The 25479-nt window shown below is 61.3% G+C and carries 22 protein-coding genes; 7 read left to right on the top strand and 15 right to left on the bottom strand.

The features are described from left to right. Positions 1-220: 220 nt before the first annotated feature. Positions 221-433, top strand: coding sequence for a cold-shock protein (locus JF539_RS01230; RefSeq protein ID WP_207138371.1), 213 nt, complete (start codon positions 221-223; stop codon positions 431-433). Positions 434-533: 100 nt separating this feature from the next. Here JF539_RS01230 and choV read toward each other — a convergent pair whose 3' ends face one another. From choV to JF539_RS01215, 3 genes are all read right to left on the bottom strand, one after another. Beyond that, a complete protein-coding gene (gene choV / locus JF539_RS01225) occupies positions 534-1577 on the bottom strand; it encodes a choline ABC transporter ATP-binding protein (protein ID WP_207138370.1) in 1044 nt (347 codons plus the stop codon). Next, positions 1574-2416, bottom strand: a complete 843-nt coding sequence (choW, locus tag JF539_RS01220) for a choline ABC transporter permease subunit (RefSeq protein ID WP_207138368.1) — start codon at positions 2414-2416, stop codon at positions 1574-1576. The genes choV and choW overlap by 4 nt, the downstream gene beginning before the upstream one ends. Positions 2417-2494: 78 nt before the next feature. Beyond that, the gene (locus JF539_RS01215; RefSeq protein WP_207138366.1) at positions 2495-3439 is read right to left on the bottom strand and encodes a choline ABC transporter substrate-binding protein; all 945 of its coding nucleotides are present in this window, start codon (positions 3437-3439) and stop codon (positions 2495-2497) included. A gap of 254 nt (positions 3440-3693) precedes the next feature. Between JF539_RS01215 and betI the strand changes: the two genes are divergently transcribed. The 4 genes from betI (at position 3694) to JF539_RS01195 (ending at position 8856) form a co-directional block, all read left to right on the top strand. Then, positions 3694-4284 carry a transcriptional regulator BetI gene (betI, locus tag JF539_RS01210; RefSeq protein WP_207138364.1) on the top strand — a complete coding sequence of 197 codons (591 nt, stop codon included), beginning with the start codon at positions 3694-3696 and terminating at the stop codon, positions 4282-4284. Positions 4285-4303: 19 nt separating this feature from the next. Then, complete coding sequence (gene betA, locus JF539_RS01205; protein WP_207138362.1) at positions 4304-5962, top strand: choline dehydrogenase; 1659 nt, start codon at positions 4304-4306, stop codon at positions 5960-5962. A gap of 45 nt (positions 5963-6007) precedes the next feature. After that, the gene (gene betB, locus JF539_RS01200; RefSeq protein ID WP_207138354.1) at positions 6008-7471 is read left to right on the top strand and encodes a betaine-aldehyde dehydrogenase; all 1464 of its coding nucleotides are present in this window, start codon (positions 6008-6010) and stop codon (positions 7469-7471) included. Between the two features lie 101 nt (positions 7472-7572). Further along, a complete protein-coding gene (locus JF539_RS01195) occupies positions 7573-8856 on the top strand; it encodes an adenylate/guanylate cyclase domain-containing protein (protein WP_207138352.1) in 1284 nt (427 codons plus the stop codon). Between the two features lie 90 nt (positions 8857-8946). Here the strand turns inward: JF539_RS01195 and hemP are convergent, their stop codons facing one another. From hemP to JF539_RS01145, 10 genes are all read right to left on the bottom strand, one after another. Beyond that, a complete protein-coding gene (gene hemP / locus JF539_RS01190) occupies positions 8947-9162 on the bottom strand; it encodes a hemin uptake protein HemP (protein ID WP_207138351.1) in 216 nt (71 codons plus the stop codon). Positions 9163-9773: 611 nt separating this feature from the next. Beyond that, a complete protein-coding gene (locus JF539_RS01185; RefSeq protein WP_207138349.1) occupies positions 9774-10241 on the bottom strand; it encodes an Rrf2 family transcriptional regulator in 468 nt (155 codons plus the stop codon). Positions 10242-10343: 102 nt separating this feature from the next. Beyond that, positions 10344-11957, bottom strand: a complete 1614-nt coding sequence (locus tag JF539_RS01180) for a glycoside hydrolase family 43 protein (protein WP_207138348.1) — start codon at positions 11955-11957, stop codon at positions 10344-10346. Positions 11958-12019: 62 nt separating this feature from the next. Next, positions 12020-13078, bottom strand: a complete 1059-nt coding sequence (locus tag JF539_RS01175; protein WP_207138346.1) for a LacI family DNA-binding transcriptional regulator — start codon at positions 13076-13078, stop codon at positions 12020-12022. A 393-nt stretch (positions 13079-13471) separates the two neighbouring features. Continuing rightward, a complete protein-coding gene (locus tag JF539_RS01170; protein ID WP_207138344.1) occupies positions 13472-14650 on the bottom strand; it encodes an NAD(P)/FAD-dependent oxidoreductase in 1179 nt (392 codons plus the stop codon). 190 nt (positions 14651-14840) lie between these two features. Further along, positions 14841-16046, bottom strand: coding sequence for an ABC transporter substrate-binding protein (locus tag JF539_RS01165; protein WP_207138340.1), 1206 nt, complete (start codon positions 16044-16046; stop codon positions 14841-14843). A gap of 88 nt (positions 16047-16134) precedes the next feature. Beyond that, on the bottom strand, positions 16135-17100 hold the full coding sequence (locus JF539_RS01160; RefSeq protein ID WP_207138338.1) for a branched-chain amino acid ABC transporter permease: 966 nt from the start codon (positions 17098-17100) through the stop codon (positions 16135-16137). Positions 17101-17116: 16 nt separating this feature from the next. Beyond that, a complete protein-coding gene (locus JF539_RS01155) occupies positions 17117-17989 on the bottom strand; it encodes a branched-chain amino acid ABC transporter permease (protein ID WP_207138336.1) in 873 nt (290 codons plus the stop codon). A gap of 5 nt (positions 17990-17994) precedes the next feature. Then, the gene (locus tag JF539_RS01150; RefSeq protein ID WP_207138334.1) at positions 17995-18702 is read right to left on the bottom strand and encodes an ABC transporter ATP-binding protein; all 708 of its coding nucleotides are present in this window, start codon (positions 18700-18702) and stop codon (positions 17995-17997) included. Then, positions 18699-19469, bottom strand: a complete 771-nt coding sequence (locus JF539_RS01145) for an ABC transporter ATP-binding protein (RefSeq protein WP_207138332.1) — start codon at positions 19467-19469, stop codon at positions 18699-18701. Before JF539_RS01145 ends, JF539_RS01150 begins: the two co-directional genes overlap by 4 nt. Before the next feature lie 520 nt (positions 19470-19989). On the opposite strand from JF539_RS01145, the gene JF539_RS01140 reads away from it, so the two are divergent. Then, positions 19990-22050: a putative bifunctional diguanylate cyclase/phosphodiesterase gene (locus tag JF539_RS01140; RefSeq protein WP_207138330.1), complete on the top strand. Its 2061-nt coding sequence runs from the start codon at positions 19990-19992 to the stop codon at positions 22048-22050. Between the two features lie 155 nt (positions 22051-22205). Beyond that, complete coding sequence (locus tag JF539_RS01135; protein ID WP_207138328.1) at positions 22206-23600, top strand: L-serine ammonia-lyase; 1395 nt, start codon at positions 22206-22208, stop codon at positions 23598-23600. 15 nt (positions 23601-23615) lie between these two features. Here JF539_RS01135 and JF539_RS01130 read toward each other — a convergent pair whose 3' ends face one another. Both JF539_RS01130 and JF539_RS01125 read right to left on the bottom strand, forming a co-directional pair. Further along, positions 23616-24695: a hypothetical protein gene (locus JF539_RS01130; protein ID WP_207138321.1), complete on the bottom strand. Its 1080-nt coding sequence runs from the start codon at positions 24693-24695 to the stop codon at positions 23616-23618. Between the two features lie 156 nt (positions 24696-24851). Continuing rightward, entirely contained in the window at positions 24852-25469 is a 618-nt protein-coding gene (locus JF539_RS01125; RefSeq protein WP_207138320.1) for a GntR family transcriptional regulator, read from the bottom strand. Positions 25470-25479 lie beyond the last annotated feature (10 nt).

Below are 25479 nucleotides of genomic sequence, written 5' to 3'. Positions count from 1 at the left end.
TTTCTTTCACTTGCCGTAAAACCCGGCTGCAAGTAGGATGCGCGCCATCGGTGCACGTTGCGCCGTACGGGACACGACAAAGACCCGGTGAGACTGACTTCGGCAGCTGCTCCATTAAGCGCTGCTCTGAAATACCAAGCTTTCCGTTTCTTATTGACTTCTCGTTTATCCGCGCCTGCCGGATACGGGCAGGTGCACCAAACCAACGGAAGGTTTCTCCATGCGCGAGAACGGCACCATCAAATTCTTCAACCATGACCGTGGCTTCGGCTTCATCACTCCGGATAATGGCGGCAAGGACGTTTTCGTCCACGTGACCGCGTTCGAACAGGCCGGTATCGGAACGCCGGTCGAAGGCGCAAAGATCTCCTTCGTCGCCGAAGACGATCGCCGCGGTCGCGGCAAGCAGGCCGCTCAGCTCGAGCTGGTCTAAGCCTCAGTCTGCCGCCGTCGTTCGATAACGGCCGGCGCAGCGACGCTTTCAGAAAACGGGGCCTTCTGGTCCCGTTTTTTATTATCTACGGGACATCCCGTTACACCATGCATTCCAGCAGCTCGTTCTCGCCGATGACGCCGACGATGGCGCCGTCCTTTTGCACGACGACCGGCTCCGAACTCGATTGCTTGAGCTTCGCAACGTCGCGGATCGGCGTGTTGTGGCTGCAGGTGAGCCCGCTGGCCAGCGAACCCGGCAGACTGCCGGGTGGCACCATGATGTCGCGGGCCCTGAGAACATTGAGCGGATTCATGTGGCTGACGAAGTCGGCAACATAGTCGTTGGCCGGCTTCTTGACGATCTCCGACGCCGTTCCGAGCTGAATCACCCGGCCGCCTTCCATGATGGCGATGCGCGAGCCGATCTTGGCAGCCTCGTCCAGATCGTGGCTGACGAAGATGATCGTCCGGTTGAGTTCCTTCTGGAGTTCCAGAAGCTCATCCTGCAATTTGTCCCGGATCAGCGGATCGAGCGCGGAAAACGGCTCGTCCATCAGGAGGATCGGCGCGTCGGTGGCGAAGGCGCGGGCAAGACCGACGCGCTGCTGCATGCCGCCGGACAGTTCGTGAACGTATTTCGCGCCCCAGCCGGTCAGGCCTACCAGCTTGAGCTGCTCCTCGACCTTGGCGGCCCGTTCCTTCGGCGACATGCCGGAAAGCTCAAGGCCAAAACCGACGTTCTCGGCGACCGTGCGCCAGGGCAGCAGGCCGAACTGCTGGAACACCATGGCGATGCGCCGCCGGCGCAGGTCCCGCAGGGCCTTCTCGCCACAGGTTTCCGGATTGACGTAGCCCGCCCCGTCATGGACCTGGACTTCGCCGCGGATGACCGGGTTCAGTCCGTTCACGGCGCGTAGAAGCGTCGACTTTCCGGAACCGGACAGTCCCATGAGAACGATGACTTCACCCTCGAAGATATCGAAGGTTGCCCCGGCGACCCCGAGGATCTGGCCGGTCTCGGCCTGGATCTCCTGACGGGTCCTGCCCGCGTCGATCAGTGGCAGCGCCGTTTGCGGTTTTTCGCCAAAGACGATGTCAACGTCCTTGAAGGAGACCACGGGCGTCTGTTCGGTGTCGCTCATGAGGTGCCTCCTTCCCGCGCGCGGAAGAAACGGTCCAGGACGATGGCGATCAGAACGATACAGACACCGACTTCAAACCCTTGTGCGATGTTCACCGTGTTGAGCGCGCGCAGAGTCGGCACGCCGAGCCCGTCCGCGCCGACAAGCGCCGCGATCACCACCATGGACAGGGACAGCATGATGGTCTGGGTCAGACCGGCCATGATCTGCGGCAGAGCATAAGGCAACTCGATTTTCCAGAGCAGTTGCGAACGTGTGGCGCCAAAGGCCTCCCCGGCCTCGAGCAATGCGACCGGGGTGGAGGAAACGCCCAGCTGCGTGAGGCGGATCGGCGCCGGGATCGCGAAGATCACGGTGGCAATCAGACCTGGCACCATGCCGAGGCCAAAGAGGATCAGGGCGGGGATCAGGTAAACGAAGGTCGGGATGGTCTGCATCAGATCGAGCACGGGACGCAGGGAGGCATACAGCCTCGGGTTATGCGCGCCGAGCACACCGACCGGAACACCGACGGCCATGCAGACGACGGAGGCGCCAATGACCAGCGCCAGGGTCTCGGTGGTCTCTTCCCAGTAGCCCTGATTGATAATCAACAGCAGCGCGATGCCGACAAAGACCGCGAAAGTTACGGTCCGGTGCACCGCGTAGCCGATGGCGACCGCGATGGCGACGACGATCAGCGGATGGGGCGTCTGCAGGAGCCACAATATGCCGTCGATCAGGGTTTCCAGAAAAATCGAGATGCCGTCAAAGACCCAATAGGCGTTGTCTGTCAGCCAGTCGACGACGTTGCGCGCCCAGGGTCCGATCGGCAGTTTGTGTTCCGTCAGCCAATCCAAGCCGCCGCCCCCTGCTTTTCGTTGAGTTTAAATAAAGACGCCGGCTCAGGAGAGCCGGCGCCGGTCTGCCGGTAAGCTTTAAAGGCCGAGAGCGCCCTTCACGGCCGCGAAACTATCGCCGCCGTCGAAGGTCTTCACGCCTTCCAGCCACGTCTCGAACGTCGCCGGATGAACCTTCAGCCAGGCAGCGGCCGCCTTGTTCGGGTCTTCGCCGTCATTCAGGATCGCGCCCATGATCTCGTTTTCCATCGGCAGCGAGAATTCGAGATTCTCCAGGAACTTGCCGACGTTCGGGCATTCCTTGACATAGCCGGCGCGCACGTTGGTGTAGACCGTCGCACCGCCGAAATTCGGTCCGAAGATGTCATCGCCGCCGTCGAGATATTCCAGCTCGAAATTGGCGTTCATCGGGTGCGGCGCCCAGCCGAGGAAGACGATGTCGTTGTCGCGCTTTTCCGCACGAGCCACCTGGGCCAGCATGCCCTGCTCGGAGGATTCGACCACTTCGAAGCCTTCCAGGCCGAACAGGTTTTCATCGATCATGCCGATGATCAGGCGGTTGCCGTCGTTGCCCGGTTCGATGCCGTAGATCTTGCCGTCCAGGTCGTCCTTGAACTTGGCAATGTCGGCAAAGGTCTTCAGGCCCTTGTCGAAGGTGTATTTCGGCACGGCGAGCGTGTATTTCGCGCCTTCCAGGTTGGCGCGCACGGTTTCCACCGAACCATCCTCACGATAGGCCTTGATGTCACCTTCCATGGTCGGCATCCAGTTGCCGAGGAAAATATCGATGTCCTTGTTCTTCAGGGACGCGTAAGTGACCGGAACGGACAGGATCTTGACGTCCGTCTCGTAGCCGAGCGCTTCCAGAACCACCGATGTCGCCGCCGTCGTCGCGGTAATGTCGGTCCAGCCGACATCGGAGAAGCGGACCGTCTTGCAGCTTTCCGGTTCGCTGGCGAGCGCCGTTCCGCAAAGCATGGCAGTCAGGGCAACGCCCCCGACGAGTTTTGCTGCGATAGTCATTCAAGTACCTCCTATGGAAAGTCTGTTATTGTTTGCGGCAAGAGGCCGGATCGCTCAACCCCTTGTTCGCCGATGGCCAGGACCTTTGCCCTGTCCGGCGCCGCAGTTCGCCTTTCGGACCGTGCGACAAAATGGCGATTTGACCTAATCCAAACATCGCTGCGGGAGATTTGCAAGTTTTTATTGATTGACTGATCAATCAATAATATGACTGATGTTCGAGGCGAATTGAGCCCGGAGAACGGGAGGCCGCAGTGCCCAAAGTCGGAATGGAAGCGGAGCGGCGGCGCAGTCTCATTTCTGCGACGGTCGATGCGATTCACGAAAGCGGATACAGCGATGTCACCATGGCGCAGATCGCCAAGCGCGCCGGCGTGTCCGGCGGTCTGGTGCATCACTATTTCGGTTCCAAGGACCAGCTCCTGGCCGCAACGATGCGCCATCTGCTGAACGAATTGGGCCGTGCGATCCGCGAAGGGCTCGCCCGGGCCGAAACGCCAAGGGAGCGCATTACGGCCATCATCGAGGGCAACTTCGCGGTCGATCAGTTCCGGCCGGCGGTCATTGCTGCCTGGCTTGCCTTCTACGTCCAGTCAAGGACCACGGAGAGCAACAAGCGCCTGCTCAGCATCTATGCCGCGCGCCTGGCCTCCAACCTGACCCATAACCTGAAGGCCTTCATGCCGCGGGACAAGGCCCGCCATGTGGCGGAAGGCACCGCCTCAATGATCGACGGCGTCTGGATCCGGCAGGCCCTGAGCGACACCCACACCGACCGCCAGGCCGCGATCGCCATGGTCGAGGACTATGTCGAAACCCAGATTGCCGCGCACAAGGCGCAATAACCCGGGGCACTGTCATCAGATGAGCGATCAGTTCGATTTCATTATCGTCGGAGCCGGGTCCGCCGGCTGCGCCATGGCCTCCCGGCTGTCGGAAGATCCCCGCAACCGGGTGCTGGTTCTGGAATTCGGCGGCACCGACGCCGGACCGTTCATCCAGATGCCCGCCGCCCTCTCCTACCCGATGAACATGCCGCTTTACGACTGGGGCTTCGAGTCGGAGCCCGAGCCGCATCTGGGCGGCCGGCGGCTGGCGACGCCGCGCGGCAAGGTGATCGGCGGCTCCTCGTCCATCAACGGGATGGTCTATGTGCGCGGCCATGCCTGCGATTTCGACACCTGGGAAGACATGGGCGCGGCCGGCTGGGGCTACCGGCATGTGCTGCCCTATTACAAGCGACTGGAAACGAGCCATGGCGGCCAGTCCGGCTGGCGCGGCACCGACGGCCCCTTGCACGTACAGCGCGGCACCAAGTGGAACCCGCTCTACGAGGCTTTCAAGGAGGCGGGGCAACAGGCCGGTTATGGCGTCACCGTCGACTATAACGGCGAGCGCCAGGAAGGCTTCGCCGACATGGAAATGACGGTCCACCGGGGCCGCCGGTGGTCGGCCGCGAACGCCTACCTGAAACCCGCCCTGAAACGCAAGAACCTGACCCTGGTCAAGGGCGCGATGGTCCGCAAGGTCCTGATGGAGGACAAGCGCGCCGTCGGTGTCGAATACGAGACCGGCGGCACAGTGAGGCAGGCCAGGGCGGATCGCGAGGTGATCCTGGCTGCCTCATCGATCAATTCGCCCAAGATCCTCCTGCTTTCCGGAATCGGTCCGTCCGAGCATCTGAAAGAAAAAGGGATCGACGTGGTCGCGGACCGCCCCGGTGTCGGCGCCAACCTGCAGGACCATCTGGAACTTTATCTGCAACAGGCCTCCACCCAGCCGATCACGCTCTACAAGCACTGGAACCTCCTTTCCAAGGCGGTGATCGGCGCGCAGTGGCTGTTCCTGAAAACGGGTCTCGGTGCTTCGAACCACTTCGAAAGCTGCGCCTTCATCCGGTCCAAGGCGGGCGTCAAGTATCCCGATATCCAATACCATTTCATGCCCTTCGCCGTGCGCTACGATGGCAAGGCAGCGGCCGAGGGGCACGGATTCCAGGCCCATGTCGGCCCGATGCGCTCCAGGTCGCGGGGACGGGTTTCCCTGAGGTCCGGCGACCCGAGAGAGAAGCCGTCGATCCTCTTCAACTACATGTCCCACGAGGACGACTGGGAGGATTTCCGCATCTCGATCCGGCTGACGCGCGAGATTTTCGGCCAGGATGCCTTCACGCCCTACCGGGGCAAGGAAATCCAGCCGGGCGCGCATGCGATCAGCGACGACGCCCTGAACGACTTCATCCGCGAACACGTGGAGAGCGCCTACCACCCGTGCGGCACCTGCCGGATGGGCGCGGCGGACGATCCGATGGCCGTCGTCGATCCCGAGTGCCGCGTGATCGGCGTCGACGGTCTCAGGGTGGCGGACAGCTCGATTTTCCCGCAAATTACCAACGGCAACCTGAATGGGCCGTCGATCATGGTCGGCGAAAAGGCCTCCGACCATATTCTCGGCAAGGCCCCGCTGCCCGCCTCCAACCAGGAGCCCTGGATTCATCCGGACTGGGAAACCAGCCAGCGCTAGGCGCTTATTGAAAACTCGGACAGACACTCGACTGGAGCGAAACCCATGCGCGCCCAACCCGAAGCCTCGCATTATATCGGCGGCTCTTACAGGGAGAGCCAGAGCGGCACGCCGTTCGACTCGCTTTACCCCGCGACCGGGGAAGTTATCGCCCAAATTCAGGCGGCCGACGACGGCGTGATCGAAGCGGCCATCGAAAGCGCGAAAACGGGACAAAAGATCTGGGCTGCAACGCCCCCTGCGGAGCGGGGGCGGGTGCTGTGCAGAACAGCGGAGATCCTGCGCGCCAGAAACCGCGAGCTGTCCGTGCTGGAAACGCTCGACACCGGCAAGCCCCTGCAGGAAACGCTGGTCGCCGACGCGGCATCCGGTGCCGACTGCCTGGAGTATTTCGGCAATCTTGCGGCAACGCTGACCGGCGAGCACATCGATCTCGGCGGCTCCTTTGCCTACACGAAGCGCGAACCGCTCGGCATCTGCTTCGGCATCGGCGCCTGGAACTACCCGATCCAGATCGCGTGCTGGAAGTCGGCACCCGCCCTTGCCTGCGGCAACGCCATGATCTTCAAGCCGTCCGAAATCACGCCGTTAAGTGCGCTGAAACTGGCGGAAGCCTTCACTGAGGCGGGGCTGCCGGACGGAGTCTTCAACGTTCTCCAGGGCTTCGGCGACGTCGGCGCCAGACTGGTGGCGCATCCCGATGTCGCGAAGGTCTCCCTGACCGGATCCGTGCCGACGGGCGCGAAGGTGGCCGCGCTTGCCGGCGAACACCTGAAGAAGACGACGCTCGAACTCGGCGGCAAATCACCGCTGATCGTTTTCGACGACGCCGACATCGAAAATGCGGTTTCCGCCGCGATCAACGCCAATTTCTATTCTACCGGCCAGATCTGTTCCAACGGCACGCGCGTTTTCGTCCATACGGACATTAAGGAAGCGTTCCTGTCCCGTCTCGCCGAACGCACCAGGACCGCCGTACTCGGCGACCCTCTGGACGAGGCGACGAATATCGGCCCGCTCGTTTCCAGGCAGCAGCTCGACAAGGTCCTGCACTACATGGAGATCGGCCAGCAGGAAGGCGCGCGTCTCGTCTGCGGCGGCGGCGCGGCCTCCGTCGACAGTTTTCCAGACGGCTATTTCGTACAGCCGACCGTCTTTGCCGACGTCACCGACGGCATGACCATCGCCCGGGAGGAGATTTTCGGCCCCGTCCTGAGTGTCCTCGATTTTACCGATGAGGATCACGTGATCGGCCGGGCGAACGATACGGACTTCGGTCTGGCGGCCGGCGTCTTCACAAAGGACATCCAGCGCGCCTATCGGGTGATCGGCCAGCTTCAGGCCGGCACCTGCTGGATCAACACCTACAATCTGACTCCCATCGAAATGCCTTTCGGCGGCTACAAGAAGTCCGGTATCGGCCGCGAGAACGGCCATGCGGCGATCGAGTATTACAGTCAAATCAAGAGCGTTTACGTGGAAATGGGCGGCGTCGAGGCGGCGTTCTAGGCGCCTCTCCAGCCCCTCCCCCGGAATTCGCCCTTCAAAGGCGTTGAACTGCTAAAGTGCGGCACCAAGATACCGGTTGACCCAATCCGCTCGGAGACCGCATGACCAGACATGTGCTTGACCCCGCCCCGCGTATTTATGCGCCTCATGTCTATCTGATCAACCGGTCGCGCAGGGGACCGGTCTGCGCGCCCCAAGAGCAGAGCCTTGCGGACCTCCACGACTGGCTTTTGCACCAGGCGACAAGGATCGACGATGTTCTTTTGATGTTTGAGGAGTTCTGCTGGCGCTGCAAGGCGGCGGGCCTCGACATAGACCGCGCGACCCTCCACTTCGGTACGCTCCACCCGCGCGTCATCGGGTTTTCCTGGTTCTGGAGCGCCAGGGATGAAATCTGCGATGAGATCGCGGCCGACGCCGGAGCAATCGATCAGGAGGCCTTCAGGCGCAACCCGCTCTTCAACGTGATGACGGAAGGGCAGACCATCAAGGTGAACCTGGAAACTGAGGACGGCGCCAATTCAGCGCCGCTGATGCGTGAGCTCGCCGACGAAGGCTTTACCAGCTATGTCGCCTGGCCGCTCAGCGCAGCCGGGACCAACTATAACGCCATGACGCTCGCCACCACCCAGGCCGGCGGGTTTTCTCCCGACACGAAAGAACGCATCCGGGGCGTGATCGATCTGCTGGCGCTTCATGTCGAGCGGCACATCGTGAAACGGATCGCCAGAAATGTCGCCGACACCTATCTCGGCCCGATCGCGGGCCGGAGGGTCCTGGACGGGGACATCAGACGCGGCGACGGGGAAGCGATCGAGGCAGTCGTCTTCATGAGCGACATGCGCGGCTACACGCAACTGGCCGACCGGCTCAGCGGCCCGGAGGTCACCGCGATCCTGAATGCCTATTTCGACCGGGTCTCAACCGCCGTTCTCGACCACGGCGGGGACATTCTGAAATTCATGGGCGATGGCATCCTCGCCGTCTTCGATCAGCACAACCTTGGCGAAGGCGCTGCCGCCGCCGCGGCGGTCAAGGCGGCCAGAGCGGCACTCGCCGCCATTGCCGGCCTGAACGAAACTCCGCCTGCGGACCTGCCGGAGCCGTCCTACTGGCGGCCGCTCAAGATCGGCATCGGGCTTCATCGGGGAGAGGTCTTTTTCGGCAATGTCGGCGGGGAGGAACGGCTCGACTTCACCGTGATCGGGCGCGCCGTCAACGAAACGAGCCGGGTGGAATCCTTGTGCAAATCGCTCGGCCGGGAACTTCTCCTGACCGAACCGGTGCGCGACGTCCTGTCCAGCGACCTGCAAACCGGCCTGAACGCCATGGGCGAACACGCCCTGCGCGGCGTCGGCAAGCCCGTCGCGATATTTTCCGCCTGATGCCAGGCGACGCCGACGGCAGTCCATCCGCCGAAGGGGCATGCGGTCAGCAGAACCTGTTCATGCCCCTTCTGCCCGCGGGGACGGAACTCACTTCGTCAGAATCAGCTTGCCCTGTTTGGTGATGGACAGGCGGTAGGTTTCCTCGTTGTGGAGGATATTGATCTGCTTCAGGCCACTGAACAATTCCCGGGAATCGAATTCGGTCTTTTGCTCCGCTGCCGACCTGTCGGCACAACTGTTCCGGCTGCGAACGGCGGGGGCGAGAGTGAGACGACGCTTCTGGCGGTTGGCTAACGGTGTCATGCGCGCAATCGGTCCTTGGCCTGAGTGACTGTCCCGGAGGCGTGTTCCGGGACGGCTAGTTTTGAACGATTAAAAAGTGGAGTAATTTACTCAACTTTATACTTGACACTCATACTCAAGTTTTCCTATCAAGGCAATGCCTGATCGAAACGGAATTGGAAATCGCGTCCTCTGATTCCGGTGCGTCAGGACCCCTGATCCGTCAGGGTGCCAAATGCCAGGCAAGCCAACCGCCCTCTCCTCTCCCTCAGCGGCTAGCCAGCCCGGCCTTTCCTGACGCGAAAGACAAAATAAAAAGCGCCAACCTTGCGGCGGCGCTTCGGATTGTCGGCTATCCCTTGAATCTTCATTCCGGACAAGTGAGGCGCCTCCCGAGCGCAGATCCGGAAGCCAGATATCATCAGCGCCGAAGGCACTCATTCCTCAAATCATAACAAATAGATAAAAGAACCAGGGATCGCTGTCGCCCGCGCTGACGTCTGAATTCCGACTCACGCAACGCCGCTTGTCGGCATCCTGTCCGGAATTACGGCGAGAGCTTTCAGTAGATCGTCATGCACCGAGATTGCGGTGACGCCTTGGCCGTTTACAGCGGTTTTTTTTTCAGAAAATCAGGCGCTGGCGGCCATCGGGGCTTCGACAGGGCCCTCGATCTTGAGCAGGTCGCGCATTCCGAAGCGGTCCTCGGACAGATCCGCGATGGACTTGGCGTCCAGAACTTCCATGAACGCTTCAAGCGCTTCGTGCAAAAGACCGTTGAAGCCGCAGGACATGATCAAGGGGCAGTCCTTGCGGCCGGAATCGAAACACTCCGCCAGAAGGAAGCTTTCCTCAGCGGCCCGAACAACCTCTCCCACCGAGATCTCTTCCGCTGGCCGGGCCAGCAGGACGCCTCCATTGCGACCGCGAATGGTCTTGATCAGATTGGCATCGACCAGAACCTTCATGATCTTGAAGAGGTGGGTTTCGGACATGTCGAAGCTCGCCGCGATATCCGCGACCTTGCTCGGCTTGTCCGGGTTGACGGCGCAGTACATGAGCGCACGCACCGCATAGTTGGTCTGTTGTGTCAAACGCATGCGATAAGATATGAGGTGCCGGTCGCGAAAGGTCAATGCAATTCTTGACCATTTTGCGTAACTTTTTGACGTTTCGTGCCGATTAGCTGCCGAAAGGGAACGTCAGGTAAAATTTCGGTAGCCAAAATAATCGAAGTCGGCTGGTTGCCCCGCTCCCGACCCGTCCATGGCGTGCATCCCGACGAACGCGCCGGTAAAATTCGAGTGCGGCCCACGGCCCGATTCGTCGGCGAGAATCGTTGCGTCGAAGACCGGGCCGATACGCTGCCAGTCTTCCAGCCCCTCCACGCGGTAGAAGAACCGCAGGGCCATGTCCTCGACGGTCACCTTCATGGCCACGGCTCCCCTATCGGGCAGACTGACCGGCCGGTCGAGCGGCGCCTCCAGGAAACCACCGGGATAATCGCCCGGACAGGACAGGATTGTCAGCACGCGCCCCAATTGCTCGTGAAGGGTGACTGCAAGGAAGAAGAACTGGTAGCGTCCGTAATAGGCGATCAGCCCCGCCGCCTGCTGAATGCTCACGGGTTGAAATTCGACTCGCGTTTCCGCCTCGAAGTCGTAATCCGTCTGGCGGCGCGCAACCAAAGCCTGCTCGAAGAAACTTCCGACGTATTCGCGCCCGAAGAGACGCAGGTGACCGGGCCGCTCCGACAGGGAATACAAACGCTCGGGATAAGGCGTGCGCAGCCACTGGAACGGCAGCGGCAGATCCGGTCCGTCAAAATCGTACCGGTCGGGCTCCTGCGCAAATGGATGGGACGGCAGGTCCGGACCCGATACCTCCGATTGCGGCTCCATGCCACCCGTTGCCAGGCGCAGCCAGCCGTCTTCTCCCCAGACGCATTTCTGGATCGCGGTTTCCCGGCCCATCTGGCAGCGGTTCTGCCCCGGACGCGGGCGGCCCATCAGGTGGACCAGATAGGTTTCTCCGTTCTGGGTTTCAACGAGATCTCCATGGCCGGCGCGCTGGATCGGATTGTCGGGAAAAAAGCGCGAGGTGACGACATGTTTGTCCGGGTGCAGCTCGTAGGGGCCACCGATCCGCCTTGCCCGCGCGAGCGTCGCCGCGTGGCCATAGGCGGTGCCGCCCTCTGCGGTGAGCAGATAGTACCAGCCGTCGCGCTTGTAGAGATGGGGTGCTTCCGTAAGTCCCAGTTCCGTTCCCTTGAAGATGTTCCGGGCCGGGCCCGTCAGGCTTTTTGCAACCGGATCATATTCCTGAAGCTGAATGCCCTGGAACGAGTGGTAGCCGACCCGGTAGTCCCAGATCATGTTGAGAAACCATTTGCGGCCGTCGTCGTCATGGAAAAGAGATGGATCGAAGCCGGTCGAATTGACATAGACCGGATCGGACCACGGACCTTCGATCTCCGGCGCCGTGACGAGGTAATTGTGCGCATCCTTGAACGAGCCGTCATGGCGTTTGACGTCGGTGTAGACAAGCCAGAAAACCCCGTCGGCATGGGTCAGGCACGGCGCCCAGATGCCACAGCTGTCCGGATTGCCGCGCATGTCGAGCTGTTCCGGACGGGTCAGCGGACGGGTCAACAGCCGCCAGTTCCCGAGGTCTTTCGAATGATGGATCTGCACGCCCGGAAACCATTCGAAGGTCGAGGTGGCGATGTAATAGTCCTCGCCGACACGGCAGATGGACGGATCCGGATTGAAGCCCGGCAGGATCGGATTGACGATATTTTGAGGTACGTTAGTCATTTTCCCTCCCGAAGATCCCCGCGAGAGGTTCGCCCCTCGTTGTTCGTTGTCGTTGCCGGGAATTACTCTGTGCTGTCTGGCCGGTCGGTCACGGCAGGCAGATTGTCCTTCAAAAAGACGTCGATGCCAATACGCTCCTGCCCGTCGATGATCGGAACGCCGTCGCACAGGGCTTTCAGCACTCTGATGGCACTGCGGATCTCATGGCCTGGATCCTGGGCGATCACGGCGTCGAACACATCGGCCTGAAGCGCTTCCCTTGTATAGGGCGTAAGCTCATGGCCGACGACGACGACGCTCTCCGCCTGCCCGGAAGCGCTCAGCGCCGAGATGGTTCCTCGGTTGCCGGCACCTATATTGTAGAGCCCGGCAAGCTCCGGATTCTCCTTGAGAAGCCGGGCGACCAGATCCGCGTTGCGGGCGTTGTCGTCTCGCCCTTCGCGCACCTTGAGAAGGTCCAGGTGCGGATAGTCCTGCTCGATCACCTCCCGGCAGCCCTGATAACGCTCGGCATGGTCCCGGAGCCCCAGCGACCCGGCGACAATGGCGATCTTGCCCGGTTGCCTTGGAAGAAAGCGGCCGAGCAGCCGGCCCGCCGTGCGCCCCGCCGCCACATTGTCGATACCGACAAAATGCCGCCGATTGGAGGCCGGATGATCGGAGACGAGGGTGACAACCGGCACGCCCCTGTCCTGCAGCCGGTCGATGGCGGCGCGCACTTCCGGAAAGGCGGGTGCGACCACGGCAACGCCGTCGCAGACGGTGTGGTCGAGCAGAGCGAGCGTTCCGGCGACCCGGTGGCCGTCAAAGGCATCGATCGGCTCCACGTGAACATGCATGCGGTCGCCGCTCATGGTTTCCGCGTGCGACGTGGCCTCCCTGGTCAGGTCTTCCATGAAGGCGTTCGGGCCGTTCGGCAGGAGAAAGTGAAAACGATAGGTGCGCTTCTTGGCCAGACCGGCGGCAAAGACGTCCGGCTTGTAGTTCAGCGTGTCGACGGCCTGTTTCACTTTCGCGATGGTCGTCTTGCGCACGCCGGGCCGGCCGTTCAGCACCCGGTCGACAGTGGCAAGGCTGACGCCTGCCGCCTCGGCCACGTCGTGGATCGTCACACGCTTCATTCATTCCCCCGTTTGCCATTTTATATACCGGCACATGAGGAACGGTCATCAAAAAATGCTGCGGCGCGAAAATTCGGCGCGTTTATGCAGTCAGATAGTTAGCTGATGAATTGAGCAGCGCATGCTTTCCGATGGTCGTCCAGACAGCCCACACCTTCCTCCGCGGTCACCCCGGACGTAGCGAAGCGAAGATACGGGCCTACTCATTACCAGAGCAGAACAGTCTGAAATAATGCGTTGGCAATAGGTTAGGCGAGTGGGTCCCGGCTCTCGCTCCGCTCGGCCGGGATGACACTGAACAGAACCACAGGCACCAGGAACTCTCACCCTTGTCCCGGTCGCTCGCACGAACGTCCTGTATTTTGGTTTTTTACGGTCTCAGAAGCAATCCCGCTAAACAACCTGCCCCGCCGCATGGCCGGACGACCAGGCCCACTGGAAATTGAACCCGCCGAGATGGCCGGTGACATCGACCACTTCTCCGATGAAAAAGAGCCCCGGCACCCTGGCGCTTTCCATGGTCTTCGAGGACAGCTCCTTCGTGTCGACCCCGCCGAGCGTCACCTCCGCCGTACGGTAGCCCTCGGTGCCGACGGGCGTCAGCTGCCAGCGGTTGAGCTGCTCCGCCGCCCGGCGCAACACCTTGTCGGACTGGTCCGCCAGCCGTCCCTTGAGCTGAAAGGCATTCGCAAGCTCTTCCACCAGACGGTTGGGCAACAGCGCCCCGAGCGCGGTCTTCAGATCCTGCTTCGGCGTCTCCTTGCGGGCCGCGCGCAGAAAATCGAAAAGGTCCCGATCCGGCAGAAGGTTCACAGAGATCGGCTGGCCTTCCCGCCAGTAGGAGGAAATCTGCAATATGGAGGGGCCGGAGAGACCGCGATGGGTGAAGAGCAGCCCTTCCCGGAAGGTCGTCTTCCGAAACGAGACTTCCGCATCGACGGAGACGCCGGCGAGGCGCCCGCAGAGGTCCCTGTTGGTATCCGAGAAGGTCAGCGGCACGAGCCCGGCGCGTGGCGGGACCACGTTCAGGCCGAATTGTTTCGCGAGCTCATAGCCGAAGCCGGTCGCTCCCATTTTCGGGATCGACGGCCCGCCGGTCGCCACAACCAGCGACTTTGCCCTGAGAGGACCTTTTGAAGTCGCCACGGAAAACCACTCGTCCGGCTTCTGAACCGCCTTGATCTCCGTTTCGAGCTGCAGGGCTCCCCCGGCGGCTTCCAGCTCGGAGAGCAGCATTCGAATGATCTCTTTGGCACTGTCGTCGCAAAAGAGCTGGCCGAGGGTTTTCTCGTGAAAAGCGATGCGATGCTTCTCGACGAGCTTCAGGAAATCGTGCTGGGTGTACCGCTTCAACGCGGACACGCAGAACCGAGAGTTCTCCGACAGAAAATTAGCCGGCGAACAATTGAGATTGGTGAAGTTGCAGCGCCCGCCGCCTGAAATGCGGATCTTCTCCGCGGGCCGCTTCGCATGGTCGACCACCAGCACCTTGCGCCCGCGTTTCGCCGCCTCAATCGCACACATCAGCCCGGCCGCACCGCCGCCAAGCACAAGAACATCCAGATCACGCATGGCGGGGTGTATAGCGGTTTTTGGGGGCAGGAGTAAGTAATGAAAAGCGCAGCAGGGCGTCATGCCGGATCAGCGTCCGGTGCGCATCCCACCTGCCCGGAAAGACCGCCGAGATGGCGTCATCTCAAACAAAACCGGCGGTCCTCTCGAACCGCCGGTGTCGCGCAATGCCATTCTGAAGAGAAGGGCCTTATTTCATTTCCGTCACGAGTTCGAAGCCGTCGGAGCCGACTTCCCAGAGGGCGTAGGTGCCCGGGACGTCGCCGTTGGCGTCGAAATTGTGATCGCCGGCGGCGCCCTTGTAGTCGATGGCCGAGCCGGCCGCGATCAGTTCCTTGGCCTTTTTCCATTCGCCGGGAAGGATCGGTTCGCCCTCGCCATTGGAGACTTCCAGCATCGCCGCCGCGACGCCCTCCTTCTTGCCGCCGGCTTTTTCCAGGGCCAGCGCCATCAGGAAAGCCGCATCGTAAGAGGTGGTCGCGAAGATCGCGTCCGGATCGCCGCCAATGCCCTTGAACGCCTCGTTGAAGACGTCGAGCGACTTGGACTTTGCGCCGACCGGAGAGGACGAGACGAACGAGCCGAGGTTTTCCGCGCCGAGTTCGCTGATGATGGCTTCCGACTTCATGCCGTCGCCGCCGACGAATTTCTCGAAGAAGCCGTTTTCCAGAGCCTGGCGCAACATGGTCAGGCCGGAGCCGTCACCATAGTCGAAAATGACCAGCGTGTCGGCGCCGCCCTTGGCGAGTTCCGCAAGGTTGGAGCGGTAAGAGGCCTTGGCGTCTTCATGGGCCGCGAACTGGGTGATTTCACCCTTCAGCTCATCCACGAATTCCGCCTTGAAGGCATTGGCCAGGCCGGTGCCGTAGTCGTTGTTCAGATAGGCGACGGCGACCTTTTCGTAGCCCATGTCCTTCATGGTACGCGCCAGCGCGCGGCCCTGGTAGTCATCGGAGGGAACCGTGCGGAAGACGGTGCCCTTGTCTTCCAGGGAGGTGATTTCCGGAGACGTGCCGGACGGCGTGATCATGACGATGCCCGCCGGAATGGTCACGGACCCCGCGGCGGCCAGAACCGCTCCGGAGCAGTGCGGACCGACAATGCCGGCGACGCCTTCGATGTTGACCGCCTTGGTGGCCGCGTCCGTGCCGTTCTGCGGGTTGCAGGCGCTATCGCCGACGACCGCGACCAGTTTTTCGCCATCGCCGATGCCGCCCTGCTCGTTGACCTGCTGAACGGCAAGCTGCGACGCGTCGATCATGGCCGGCGCCATGGCGGCGATCGGGCCGGAGACGCCCCCGATAAGGCCGATCTTCACGTCCGCTTTCGCAGGCACGCTTGCGAGCGCCGTCGCAGCCATCAGACCGCCAGCAAGGGCCAGAAACCTGGTTTTCATAAAAAGTACCTCCTCAATTATCCGGTCTTCGCCGGGACTTAGAGACTTCAAGGACACGCTCTCGATGGCTCGCGCGCGCTTTGACCGGTCAACTCCGGTCTCTTTCGGTTGGTGCCGCCCGCCTGTCCCCTCGCAAGGGTTCCGGCAGCAGCCCTTCGGGCCTGAACCGCAGGACGAGCTGCAGCATGAGTCCGATCAGGAACAGGCGGATGTATTTCGCCTGGACCGCATATTCATGCGGAAGACGGTCCGTTGCAATCTCCGAAACCGACCAGATGATCCAGACCACCGCCGCGCCCAGGATGGCGCCCCGGTTGTTGCCTGACCCGCCGAGGATCAGCATGATCCAGACCAGGAAGGTCGCCACCATCGGGTCGATGGCTTCCGGAGTGATCGACCGGTTGAAATGGGCGAAGAGCGCCCCGCCGAGCCCCATCAGGGCGGAGCCGAAGATGAAGGCCTCCAGACGGCGGTATTCGACATTCTTGCCCATTGCCCGCGCGGCCGGCTCATTGTCGCGGATGGCGCGCATCATGCGCCCCCACGGCGCGTTGAACTGCCGTTCCACCAGGAAATAGACTGCGACCAGCACGGCCAGCACGATGACAAGGTAGGCGGCCTGCGATTCCATGTAGCCGAGATCCCCCGCCGGGCGCGGAATACTGGAGATTCCCCGCGCGCCATTGGTCAGCACCGGCTCCGACTTGATGACAAGGCGGATGATTTCCGCGATCCCGATCGACGCGATCGCCAGGTAATCGGAGCGGAAGCGCAGACAGATCTTGCCGATCGGCCAGGCGACCAGTGCGGCCGCGCACATGGCTCCGATCCAGCCGGCCACGAAGGGCAGTTCGAAACCGCCGATGCGGTCCGCCGCCGCCGGGCTCGTGAGAATGGCGGAGGTATAGGCGCCAACCGCGAAAAAGCCGGCGATCCCAGCATTGAAGAGGCCGGCGAAGCCCCACTGAATATTGAGACCCAGCGCCAGCAGAGCGTAGATGGCGATGAAGATCGCCATGAAGAGGGCATAGTTGACCAGACCCAGAATTTCCATTTCCGTCTCCCTCTCCCTATAGCACCTTGCCCCTGAGCAGCCCGGTCGGGCGCACGAGCAGCATGAACAGCAGGATGACGAAGGCCATGCCGGCCTTGTATTCGCTCGGGATCCAGAGCACCGAAAGCTCTTCGGCGACGCCGACAATCAGACCGCCGAGAACCGCGCCCTCCACCCGGCCGACGCCCCCCAGAATGGCGGCTGCGAACACGGGCAGAAGCATGCTCCAGCCCATCAGGGACTTCAGCTCGGTGTTGAGCCCGAGAAAGAACCCGGCCGCCGCGCAAAGGCCGCCGGCGATGACCCAGGTCAGCACGACCACCTTCTTGTTGTCGATCCCCGACAGCAGCGCCAGATTGGGATTGTCGGACATGGCGCGCATGGCCTTGCCCCATTTCGAGCGGGTCAGAAAGACCTGCAGGGCGCCCACCAGAAGCAGCATGGCGAGAACCGTGTAGATCTCCCGGTCGCGGATACGCAGGCCGAAATAATCCTCGGGCCGGACAATGCCGCGCACATAGGTCTGGGTGTCAACGCCCCAGAACACCTGAACGACGGAGCGGATCATCAGGGCAATCCCGAGCGAAGCCATCACGGTCACGATTTTCGGCCTCTCCCGCAGGTGCTCGTAAAAGACCTTGTCGATACCGACCGCGACGGCCGCGGTTGCCACGATCGCCACAGGCAAGGCGGCGAGCGGAGACACTCCGAGGCCCGAAACCACCGCCAGCGCGACGAAGGCCCCCAGGGTCGCCAGATCGCCGTGAGCCAGATGAGCGTAGCGCAGGATCGCGAAGATCAACGTGATCCCGACCGCGCCCAGCGCATAAATGGAGCCGATCACGATGCCCGGGATGACGTAGAAATTCAGCAGTTCAAGAAAGTCCATACCGGTCAGCCCCCCAGGAACATTTCGGCGACTTCCCTGTCCGCCAGAAGGTCCGCGCCCGTGCCCTCATGGCGGTTCTTGCCGGCGGCCAGCACATAGCCCCGGTCGGCGAAGGCAAGAGCCTGTTTGGCGTGCTGCTCGACCAGAAGAATGGCGACGCCCGTGTCGCGCACGTCGCGGCAGATCTGGAAAATCTGCTCCATGTATTTCGGCGACAGACCGGCGGTCGGTTCATCCAGCAAGAGCAGCTTCGGATCCAGCATCAGGGCCCGCCCGATCGCAACCATCTGTCTCTGCCCTCCCGACAGGCTTCCCGCCAGGGTCTTGTGCCGTTCCTTCAGATCCGGGAACAGGGTGTAGACCCGGTCGAACGCGGCCGACAGATCGCCCTTTTTCAGAAAACCGCCCATTTCCAGGTTCTCGTGGATCGACATTTCGCGGAAGATGTTGTCGACCTGAGGCACGTAGCAGATACCGCGTTGGACGATGCGGTTCGGTGCCCAGCCGGTGATGTTGTCGCCGTCGAACATCATCCTCCCGCCCCGGATTGTCAGAAGGCCGAAGACCGATTTCATGGCGGTCGACTTGCCCGCGCCGTTGGGGCCGACAATGACGACGATCTCGTCTTTTCCAACCTTTAGCGAGACATCGAGAAGAATGTCGGCATCGCCATAGCCGCCCGTGATCTCCTCCATAGCCAGAAGCGCTGTCATGCGGCGCCTCCCGCCGTTTCCCCGAGATAGGCTTCCAGAACCTGCGGATTGGAGCGGACGGCGTGGAAATCGCCTTCGATCAGCACCTTGCCTTCCGCCATGCAAATCACCGGATCGCAGAGTTTTTCGATCATTTCCATGTCGTGCTCGATCAGAATGAAGGTATATCCGCGTTCCCTGTTCAGGATCTCGATCTTGGTTTCCAGCTTGCGCAACAGGGTCCGGTTCACACCCGCGGCAGGTTCGTCCAGCAGCACAAGACGGGCATCGGTCATCATGGTGCGCCCGAGTTCGAGGAGCTTCTTCTGGCCGCCGGAAAGATTTCCCGCCCGCTCGTGCGCCACGTGCGTCAACTCGAGAAACCCCAGGGTTTCGTAGGCCTTCCGCTCGACTTCGGTTTCGACGGAGCTAACCCGGCGCCAGGAAAACCAGTTGGCCAGCAGATTTTCACCGGGCTGGGAAGGCGGCACCATCATCAGGTTTTCCAGCACGGTCAGCTTGTGAAACTCATGTGGGATCTGAAAGGTGCGGACGAGACCTTTGTGAAACAGCTGATGGCTGGCGAGAGCGGTCACATCCTCGCCAAGGAAGCGGATCGTTCCGCTGGTCGGCTGCAAGGCGCCGGCGATCAGGTTGAACAGCGTTGTCTTGCCGGCTCCGTTGGGCCCGATCAATCCGGTGATGCTGCCTTCGCCGACGCGAAACGAGCAACCGTCAACCGCTCTGAAGCCGTCGAAGTTCATGACGAGCCCGTCAAGCTCAAGCATTCACGCTCCTTTTACTCAATCCAGAGCAATCTTATGTATCCGATCCGCTGCGAAACGGTCAAAAATAGCAACCGTAAAGCCGCTGGAGCCTGCGCAGCTTGCAGCTCTTCTAACTTTATTGGCCGCGCGATCAACTCATAATCTTCGGCTTCCACCGCGCAAAGCGCATGATTGTCCCGATTTCCGATAGTCTGTATGAGGACCACAGGCAGCTGCTCGCTCCGTCCTTGCCTTTCCTGACGCAAGAGCCGGCCCCCGTGTGATCCGGCAGACCTACGACCGGCCCCCGGAATTAAGTATTTCTACCAAGCCGATGAAGCGTTTCAGACAAACACCAGAAGTTATAAAGACCTATCCAAGTTTCCGCACTGTTTTCCCTTGGGAATCGCTTTTGGATTTGCGATAGTCAAATCGAAGAAATCCTTCACCAAATCGCGATAAGGATTAGCGGTTCGCGAGAATGAAGGTATCCGGCCCATCCATGTCGATCCGGGAAACGAAGCTGACCAAAGTTCGGAAAATGACCGAAGCAGCCAAAAAAAACAGATATCTGACGCCTGTCGACATTGCCGAAGGCCTGCTTGACCTGGATCTTGTCATGTCGGTCTACGACCGGCTCGACACCGGGGTCTGGATATTCGATTTCGATCACAAACGGTATTTGTGGGCCAACCAGAAGGCCCTGGACTTCATGGACGCCGAGGGCCTGGAAGACCTCATGTCACGGGATCTGTCCGCCGACATGTCGCCGGCCGTCGAGGAACGGCTGAACCAGTACAAGCAGGATTTTTGCCGTCAGGATGTCAGTTTCGAAGAGATCTGGACCCTTTACCCGAAAGGAAAGGCCCAGATTCTTCAGATCAACATGAAGGGGGTCCGCCTCTTCGACGGACGGATGGCGATGCTTTGCGAGGCCCGCCCCCATCAGGAACAACAGCCGGAAACGGTGCGCAGCGCCGAAGCCCTGTTGCACACGACCGTGATGATCACGCTGTTCACTGTCGAGGGTGTTCCACTCTACCGGAACACGGCCTCCCGCGCGGCCTGCTGCTCACTGGACACCACGCTCAAGGGGCAATTCGTCGACCCTCGAAAAGGCGATGTGCTGATGCGGCGCGTCGAGCGCGAGCGCAACTCACGGCTGGTCGCCAATATCAGGACCACGACGGGGCCCCGCTGGCACGAAATGACGATCCGGGCCTGCCACGATGCCGTCACCGGTCAGCCGGCGTATCTTGTCAGTGAAATCGACGTGACGGAACTGCACGAGACCAAGGAGCGGGCGCAGTATCTCGCCAGTCACGACGCACTCACCGGTCTCTCCAACCGCACCTATCTCAAGGAACGGCTTACAGAGGTTTTTCAGACCGCCTTCGCAAAAGGCCAGCGGGCGACATTCTATCTGGTGGATCTCGACGATTTCAAACTGGTCAACGACACCCTGGGCCACGCGGCCGGAGATGCGCTTCTCCAGCTGGTGTCCGAAAAACTCAAGGAACTTTCCGGTCCGGACGACATCGTGGCCCGGCTGGGCGGCGACGAATTCCTGATCTGCCATCTGGAGGAGGACGACCGGCAAAGCCCCGACTGGTTCGGCCAGGCGCTTCTTGGGGCGTTCTCCTCTCCCCAGATGATCGACGGCAAGCCGAGGCATGTCGGGCTCAGTATCGGATATGCCCATTATCCGGAAGACGGCCGCGACATCGAGCAGCTCATGCGCCACACGGACCTTGCGCTTTATCAGGCCAAAACGGATCCGCAGTACAAATGCGTCCGTTTCCACGAACGGATGCGGCGCCTGCGCGACGAGCACAACGCCATCCGGAAAGATCTGGAACGGGCCATCGAGGAAAATGAATTCATCCTTCACTATCAGCCGATTGCCAGAACCAGCAACGACAGGGTGGTGGGTGCCGAAGCGCTGATCCGCTGGCAGCATCCTGAAAGAGGTCTCATCCGGCCGGACGAGTTCATCCCGATCGCTGAAGAAAGCGGACTGATCAACGACATCGGCCTGTGGGTGGCCTGGGAAGTCGCGGCGATGCAGGCGCGGCAGAAAGCGCTCTCGTTCGACGTTCCGTTGTCCATGAACGTGTCGCCCCGCCAGCTTTCCGATCCGGCGTTTGTCGATCGGATGCAGCGCATGCCGGTGGAAACGGGCTGTGACCCCAGCCTGATTTCCCTGGAGATCACCGAAAACGTTCTCCTCGGCGACATCCCGCAGGCGCAGGACATCCTGACAACCCTGAAAGAGACCGGTTACCGGATCGTCATCGACGATTTCGGCACCGGCTATTCCAACCTCGCCTATCTGCGCAACTACCCCATCGACGGCATCAAGATCGACCGGATGTTCATGGACGACATCGAGACCGGCGGCGAAATCGTCAAGCTGGTCCTGTCGCTGGCCTCGGCCTTGGGCGCGAGCATTGTCGCCGAAGGGGTCGAGACCATCAGCCAGCGGCGCTGGTTGTCGGACAACGGCTGCAACCTGTTTCAGGGCTATCTCTATTCGAAGCCGGTTCCGGAAACGCGCTTCCTGTCCATGCTGGAAACCCAGTCGCGTATCGCCGCAATGTAATCGCAGGAGTCTTTCACCCTGCCCCCGCGGCGGTGGACGCGTGTCGCAAACAGCACAGAAATGCGCGTTTGAAGGGCGAAGTGCGCAACGCTATCTGATAGGGTGATTTTTCCGAGTGGCACGGGGCGCCACCTGAGAGACACGATCCGGATCAGATGTTCATCAGCGTATTCGACATTTTCAAAATCGGCATTGGCCCTTCCAGCTCTCACACCGTCGGGCCGATGGTCGCCGTGCACCGCTATCTGGACAGGCTGCGCGGCCTTTCCGGCGCCGAGGCGAAAGCCGCGCGCCTCACCGTCACCCTGCATGGTTCGCTGGCCTTCACCGGCAAGGGTCACGCAACCGACAAGGCTGTCTGCCTCGGCCTGCTAGGCGAAAAGCCCGACACGCTGGACCCGGACGCGGTCGAGCCGATGCTGGACGCGCTCGAGCGCGACAAAAGGCTGGCGATCGCCGGACTGCCGGAACTCACCTTCGATCCCGGCCGGGACGTGATCTTCGACTACGGACCGGCGTTGCCGCTCCATGCCAACGGCATGACCTTCCATCTTCTGGATGCGTCCGGCGCCGTCATCGACAGCTTCGTCTATTATTCCATCGGCGGCGGGTTTGTCGTCAGCGAGGCGGAGCTGCGCAAGACCACGAACGAACCGGTGAACGAACTCAAGACCCAGGACGTGCCGTTCCCCTTCGCCAGTGCGAAACAGATGCTTCAGATGGGCAAGGAAGCCGAGCTTTCCATTGCCGAGATGAAATTTCAGAACGAGTGCAGCGACAAGACAGCGGAAGAGGTCGAGGCGGGCATCGACCGGGTCTGGTCGGCGATGGATTCCTGCATCAACCGGGGCATCAGCCAGTCCGGCATCCTGCCAGGCGGGCTGAATGTAAAACGACGCGCCGCCGACATCTATCAGCAGCTGATCCGCGAAGGCCGCAGCAACCCGCCCTTCGAACACAGCGTGGTCGACTGGCTCGGCGTCTACGCCATGGCGGTCAACGAGGAAAACGCCGCCGGCGGACGTGTGGTCACGGCGCCCACCAACGGCGCCGCCGGGGTCATTCCCGCCGTGACCCGCTACTACCTCGATCATTGTCCGGGCGCCGACAAGGCCGGCATCCGCACCTTTCTGCTGACGGCGGCCGCCATCGGCGGCATCATCAAGGCGAACGCCTCGATCTCCGGCGCCGAAGTCGGCTGCCAGGGAGAAGTCGGCTCCGCGTCGGCGATGGCCGCGGCGGGTCTGTGCGCCGCGCTCGGCGGCAGCAACGAGCAGATCGAAAACGCCGCCGAAATCGCCCTGGAACATCATCTCGGCATGACCTGCGACCCGATCGCCGGCCTGGTTCAGGTTCCCTGCATCGAGCGCAACGCCCTCGGCGCCGTCAAGGCGGTGACAGCGGCCTCGCTCGCGCTGAGGGGCGACGGCTCCCATTTCGTTCCACTGGACGGCTGCATCGAAACCATGCGCCAGACCGGCATGGACATGATGGAACAGTACAAGGAAACGTCGAAGGGCGGGCTCGCGGTGAATATCGTGGAGTGTTGAGGCGCTGCACCACTCCTAACGGGACTGTCCGGAGGAGGCCAGTACGCTGTTCACGATGCATTGATCTGCTTGCCGATCGATTTTCGCCCCGTAAAACTTTAGTGCCCTCGCGCCCCAGCTTTCGTTAACAGTCATGAAGGCCTTCCGCTTGATGTCCGACTTGTAGCGCTCGCTACCAAGGTAGACCTCGCTCGGAATGAGGCGCTCCAGCGGTGTCTGGAGAGCAAGAAGGCCCATGAAACCTCCAACGCCGTAGTACAACGTTCGAACACAGGTTATGCCGCTCTGCGGACACTCGTCGGCGCAAAGCCCGGCCAGAGGTTTCAATGCTTCGTCTTCCAGCAACACGCGATCTGCCTGATCCGCACCCGGAAGCGATGAAACCGGTTCCAGGTCTCCTCTTTCGTAAGCGAGAGCCCGAAGGACTTTTGCGACGGCGAACTGAGAAGCCAGCGCGGAGGCTTCTTCCGGCGTCATGAGTGACTGGCTTCCCGGCAGGACGATGAGAGCACCAACGTCGTACTCCGCGAGTTTGCCGTCCCATTCGGTCAATAACGCCGTTCTCTGGGCAGAGTATTCGCTCTCGTCGACAAGCAAAGCGGCCAGCCATGCGACGAAGCGAACGTCTGCCGGGAAATTCTCGTGTCCGGATAGCCTGATCGTTTTGGCATAGTTTCCATCGTTCAGTTGCTTGATGATCGGTAAAATCGTCGGGGCGCCTTCTTCAAGATCCAGCAGAGCCTCTATGCCTTTCAACCGGAATTTCGGATCGCTCGCGTTTCTGAGCGCTACTGCCGTTTGATTGTCGGTTTCAATGACGCTGAGCCAGGGAACACCGGAAAGTCCTCCCGGCGCTTTCATCAGGGCGTTTTGTTCCTTGCGGCTGAAACCGCCAAGGTAATTCGACGGCGCGCCCGGCCGCCTGTTGATCTGCCCGAGTAGAATTTGCGCGTCCACGTTTCCCGATTTGGCCAACTCGGCGAGCGCTGGAATGGCACGTTCATCATCGTCCGCAAGCCACGCGTCGATTGCGTCGGAAAGATTTTCATCCGCTAGAACAATTTCGGAACCAATAGTCACGGAGACAAACAGCAACCAGAAGACAAACGAAAAAAAACCGGACTGGAAATACGGGGAAACCATGGCCTCGGGCTCCTCGGGAAGATCTGCGCCAACAAACAAGGGCCCCTTGCGTTCACAAGGGCGGCGGGTACCGTCCTGTGGAAAATTCAGGACCTTCGCTTCAGCTTATCAGATCTGCTGCAACCGTGTCTTGTGGGCGTGAGCGATGTGCCGCCTGGCCGCCGCTTCGGCGGCCTCGCCATCGCCCGCCGCAATCGCGTTCACGATCGCGGCATGCTCCTCCACCGCCGTCTCGCGCCGTTCCGGCGTATCGAGCGTGGTACCGGCCATCAGGATCAGCGACAGGCGCAGGTGCTCAATCTGGTCGACCAGATACCGGTTGTGGGAGGCGAGGCAGAGGCGGCGGTGGAACTCGCGGTTGGAGCGCACCAGGCTGTCCTTGTCGGCGATGCGCTGGCGGTCCGCCTCCACCAGATCCTGAAGGATTTCGATCTCGGGCTCCGAGGCGTGTTTGGCGGCGAGCCCGGCCGCTGTACCCTCCAGCACCTCACGCATGAAATAGACTTCGTTGATCTGGCCGTGGTCGAGGGTCGGCACCACCATGCCCCGGTTGGGTTCGTGCACGGCAAGGCCCTGTGCCTCCAGACGCTTCAACCCCTCGCGGATCGGCGTGCGGGAGACACCGAACTCCTCCGCAAGGTCCGCCTCGCGCAACCGGTCGCCGGGCTTCAACACCCTGTCCTCGATCAGCCCGATCAGCCGATGGTAGATTTCAGAACCGTTCATGAAATCTGGT

It is taken from the genome of Roseibium aggregatum, assembly GCF_017309185.1.
Classification (GTDB): Bacteria; Pseudomonadota; Alphaproteobacteria; order Rhizobiales; family Stappiaceae; genus Roseibium; species Roseibium aggregatum_B.
This window is presented reverse-complemented; position numbering and strand designations above follow the sequence as displayed.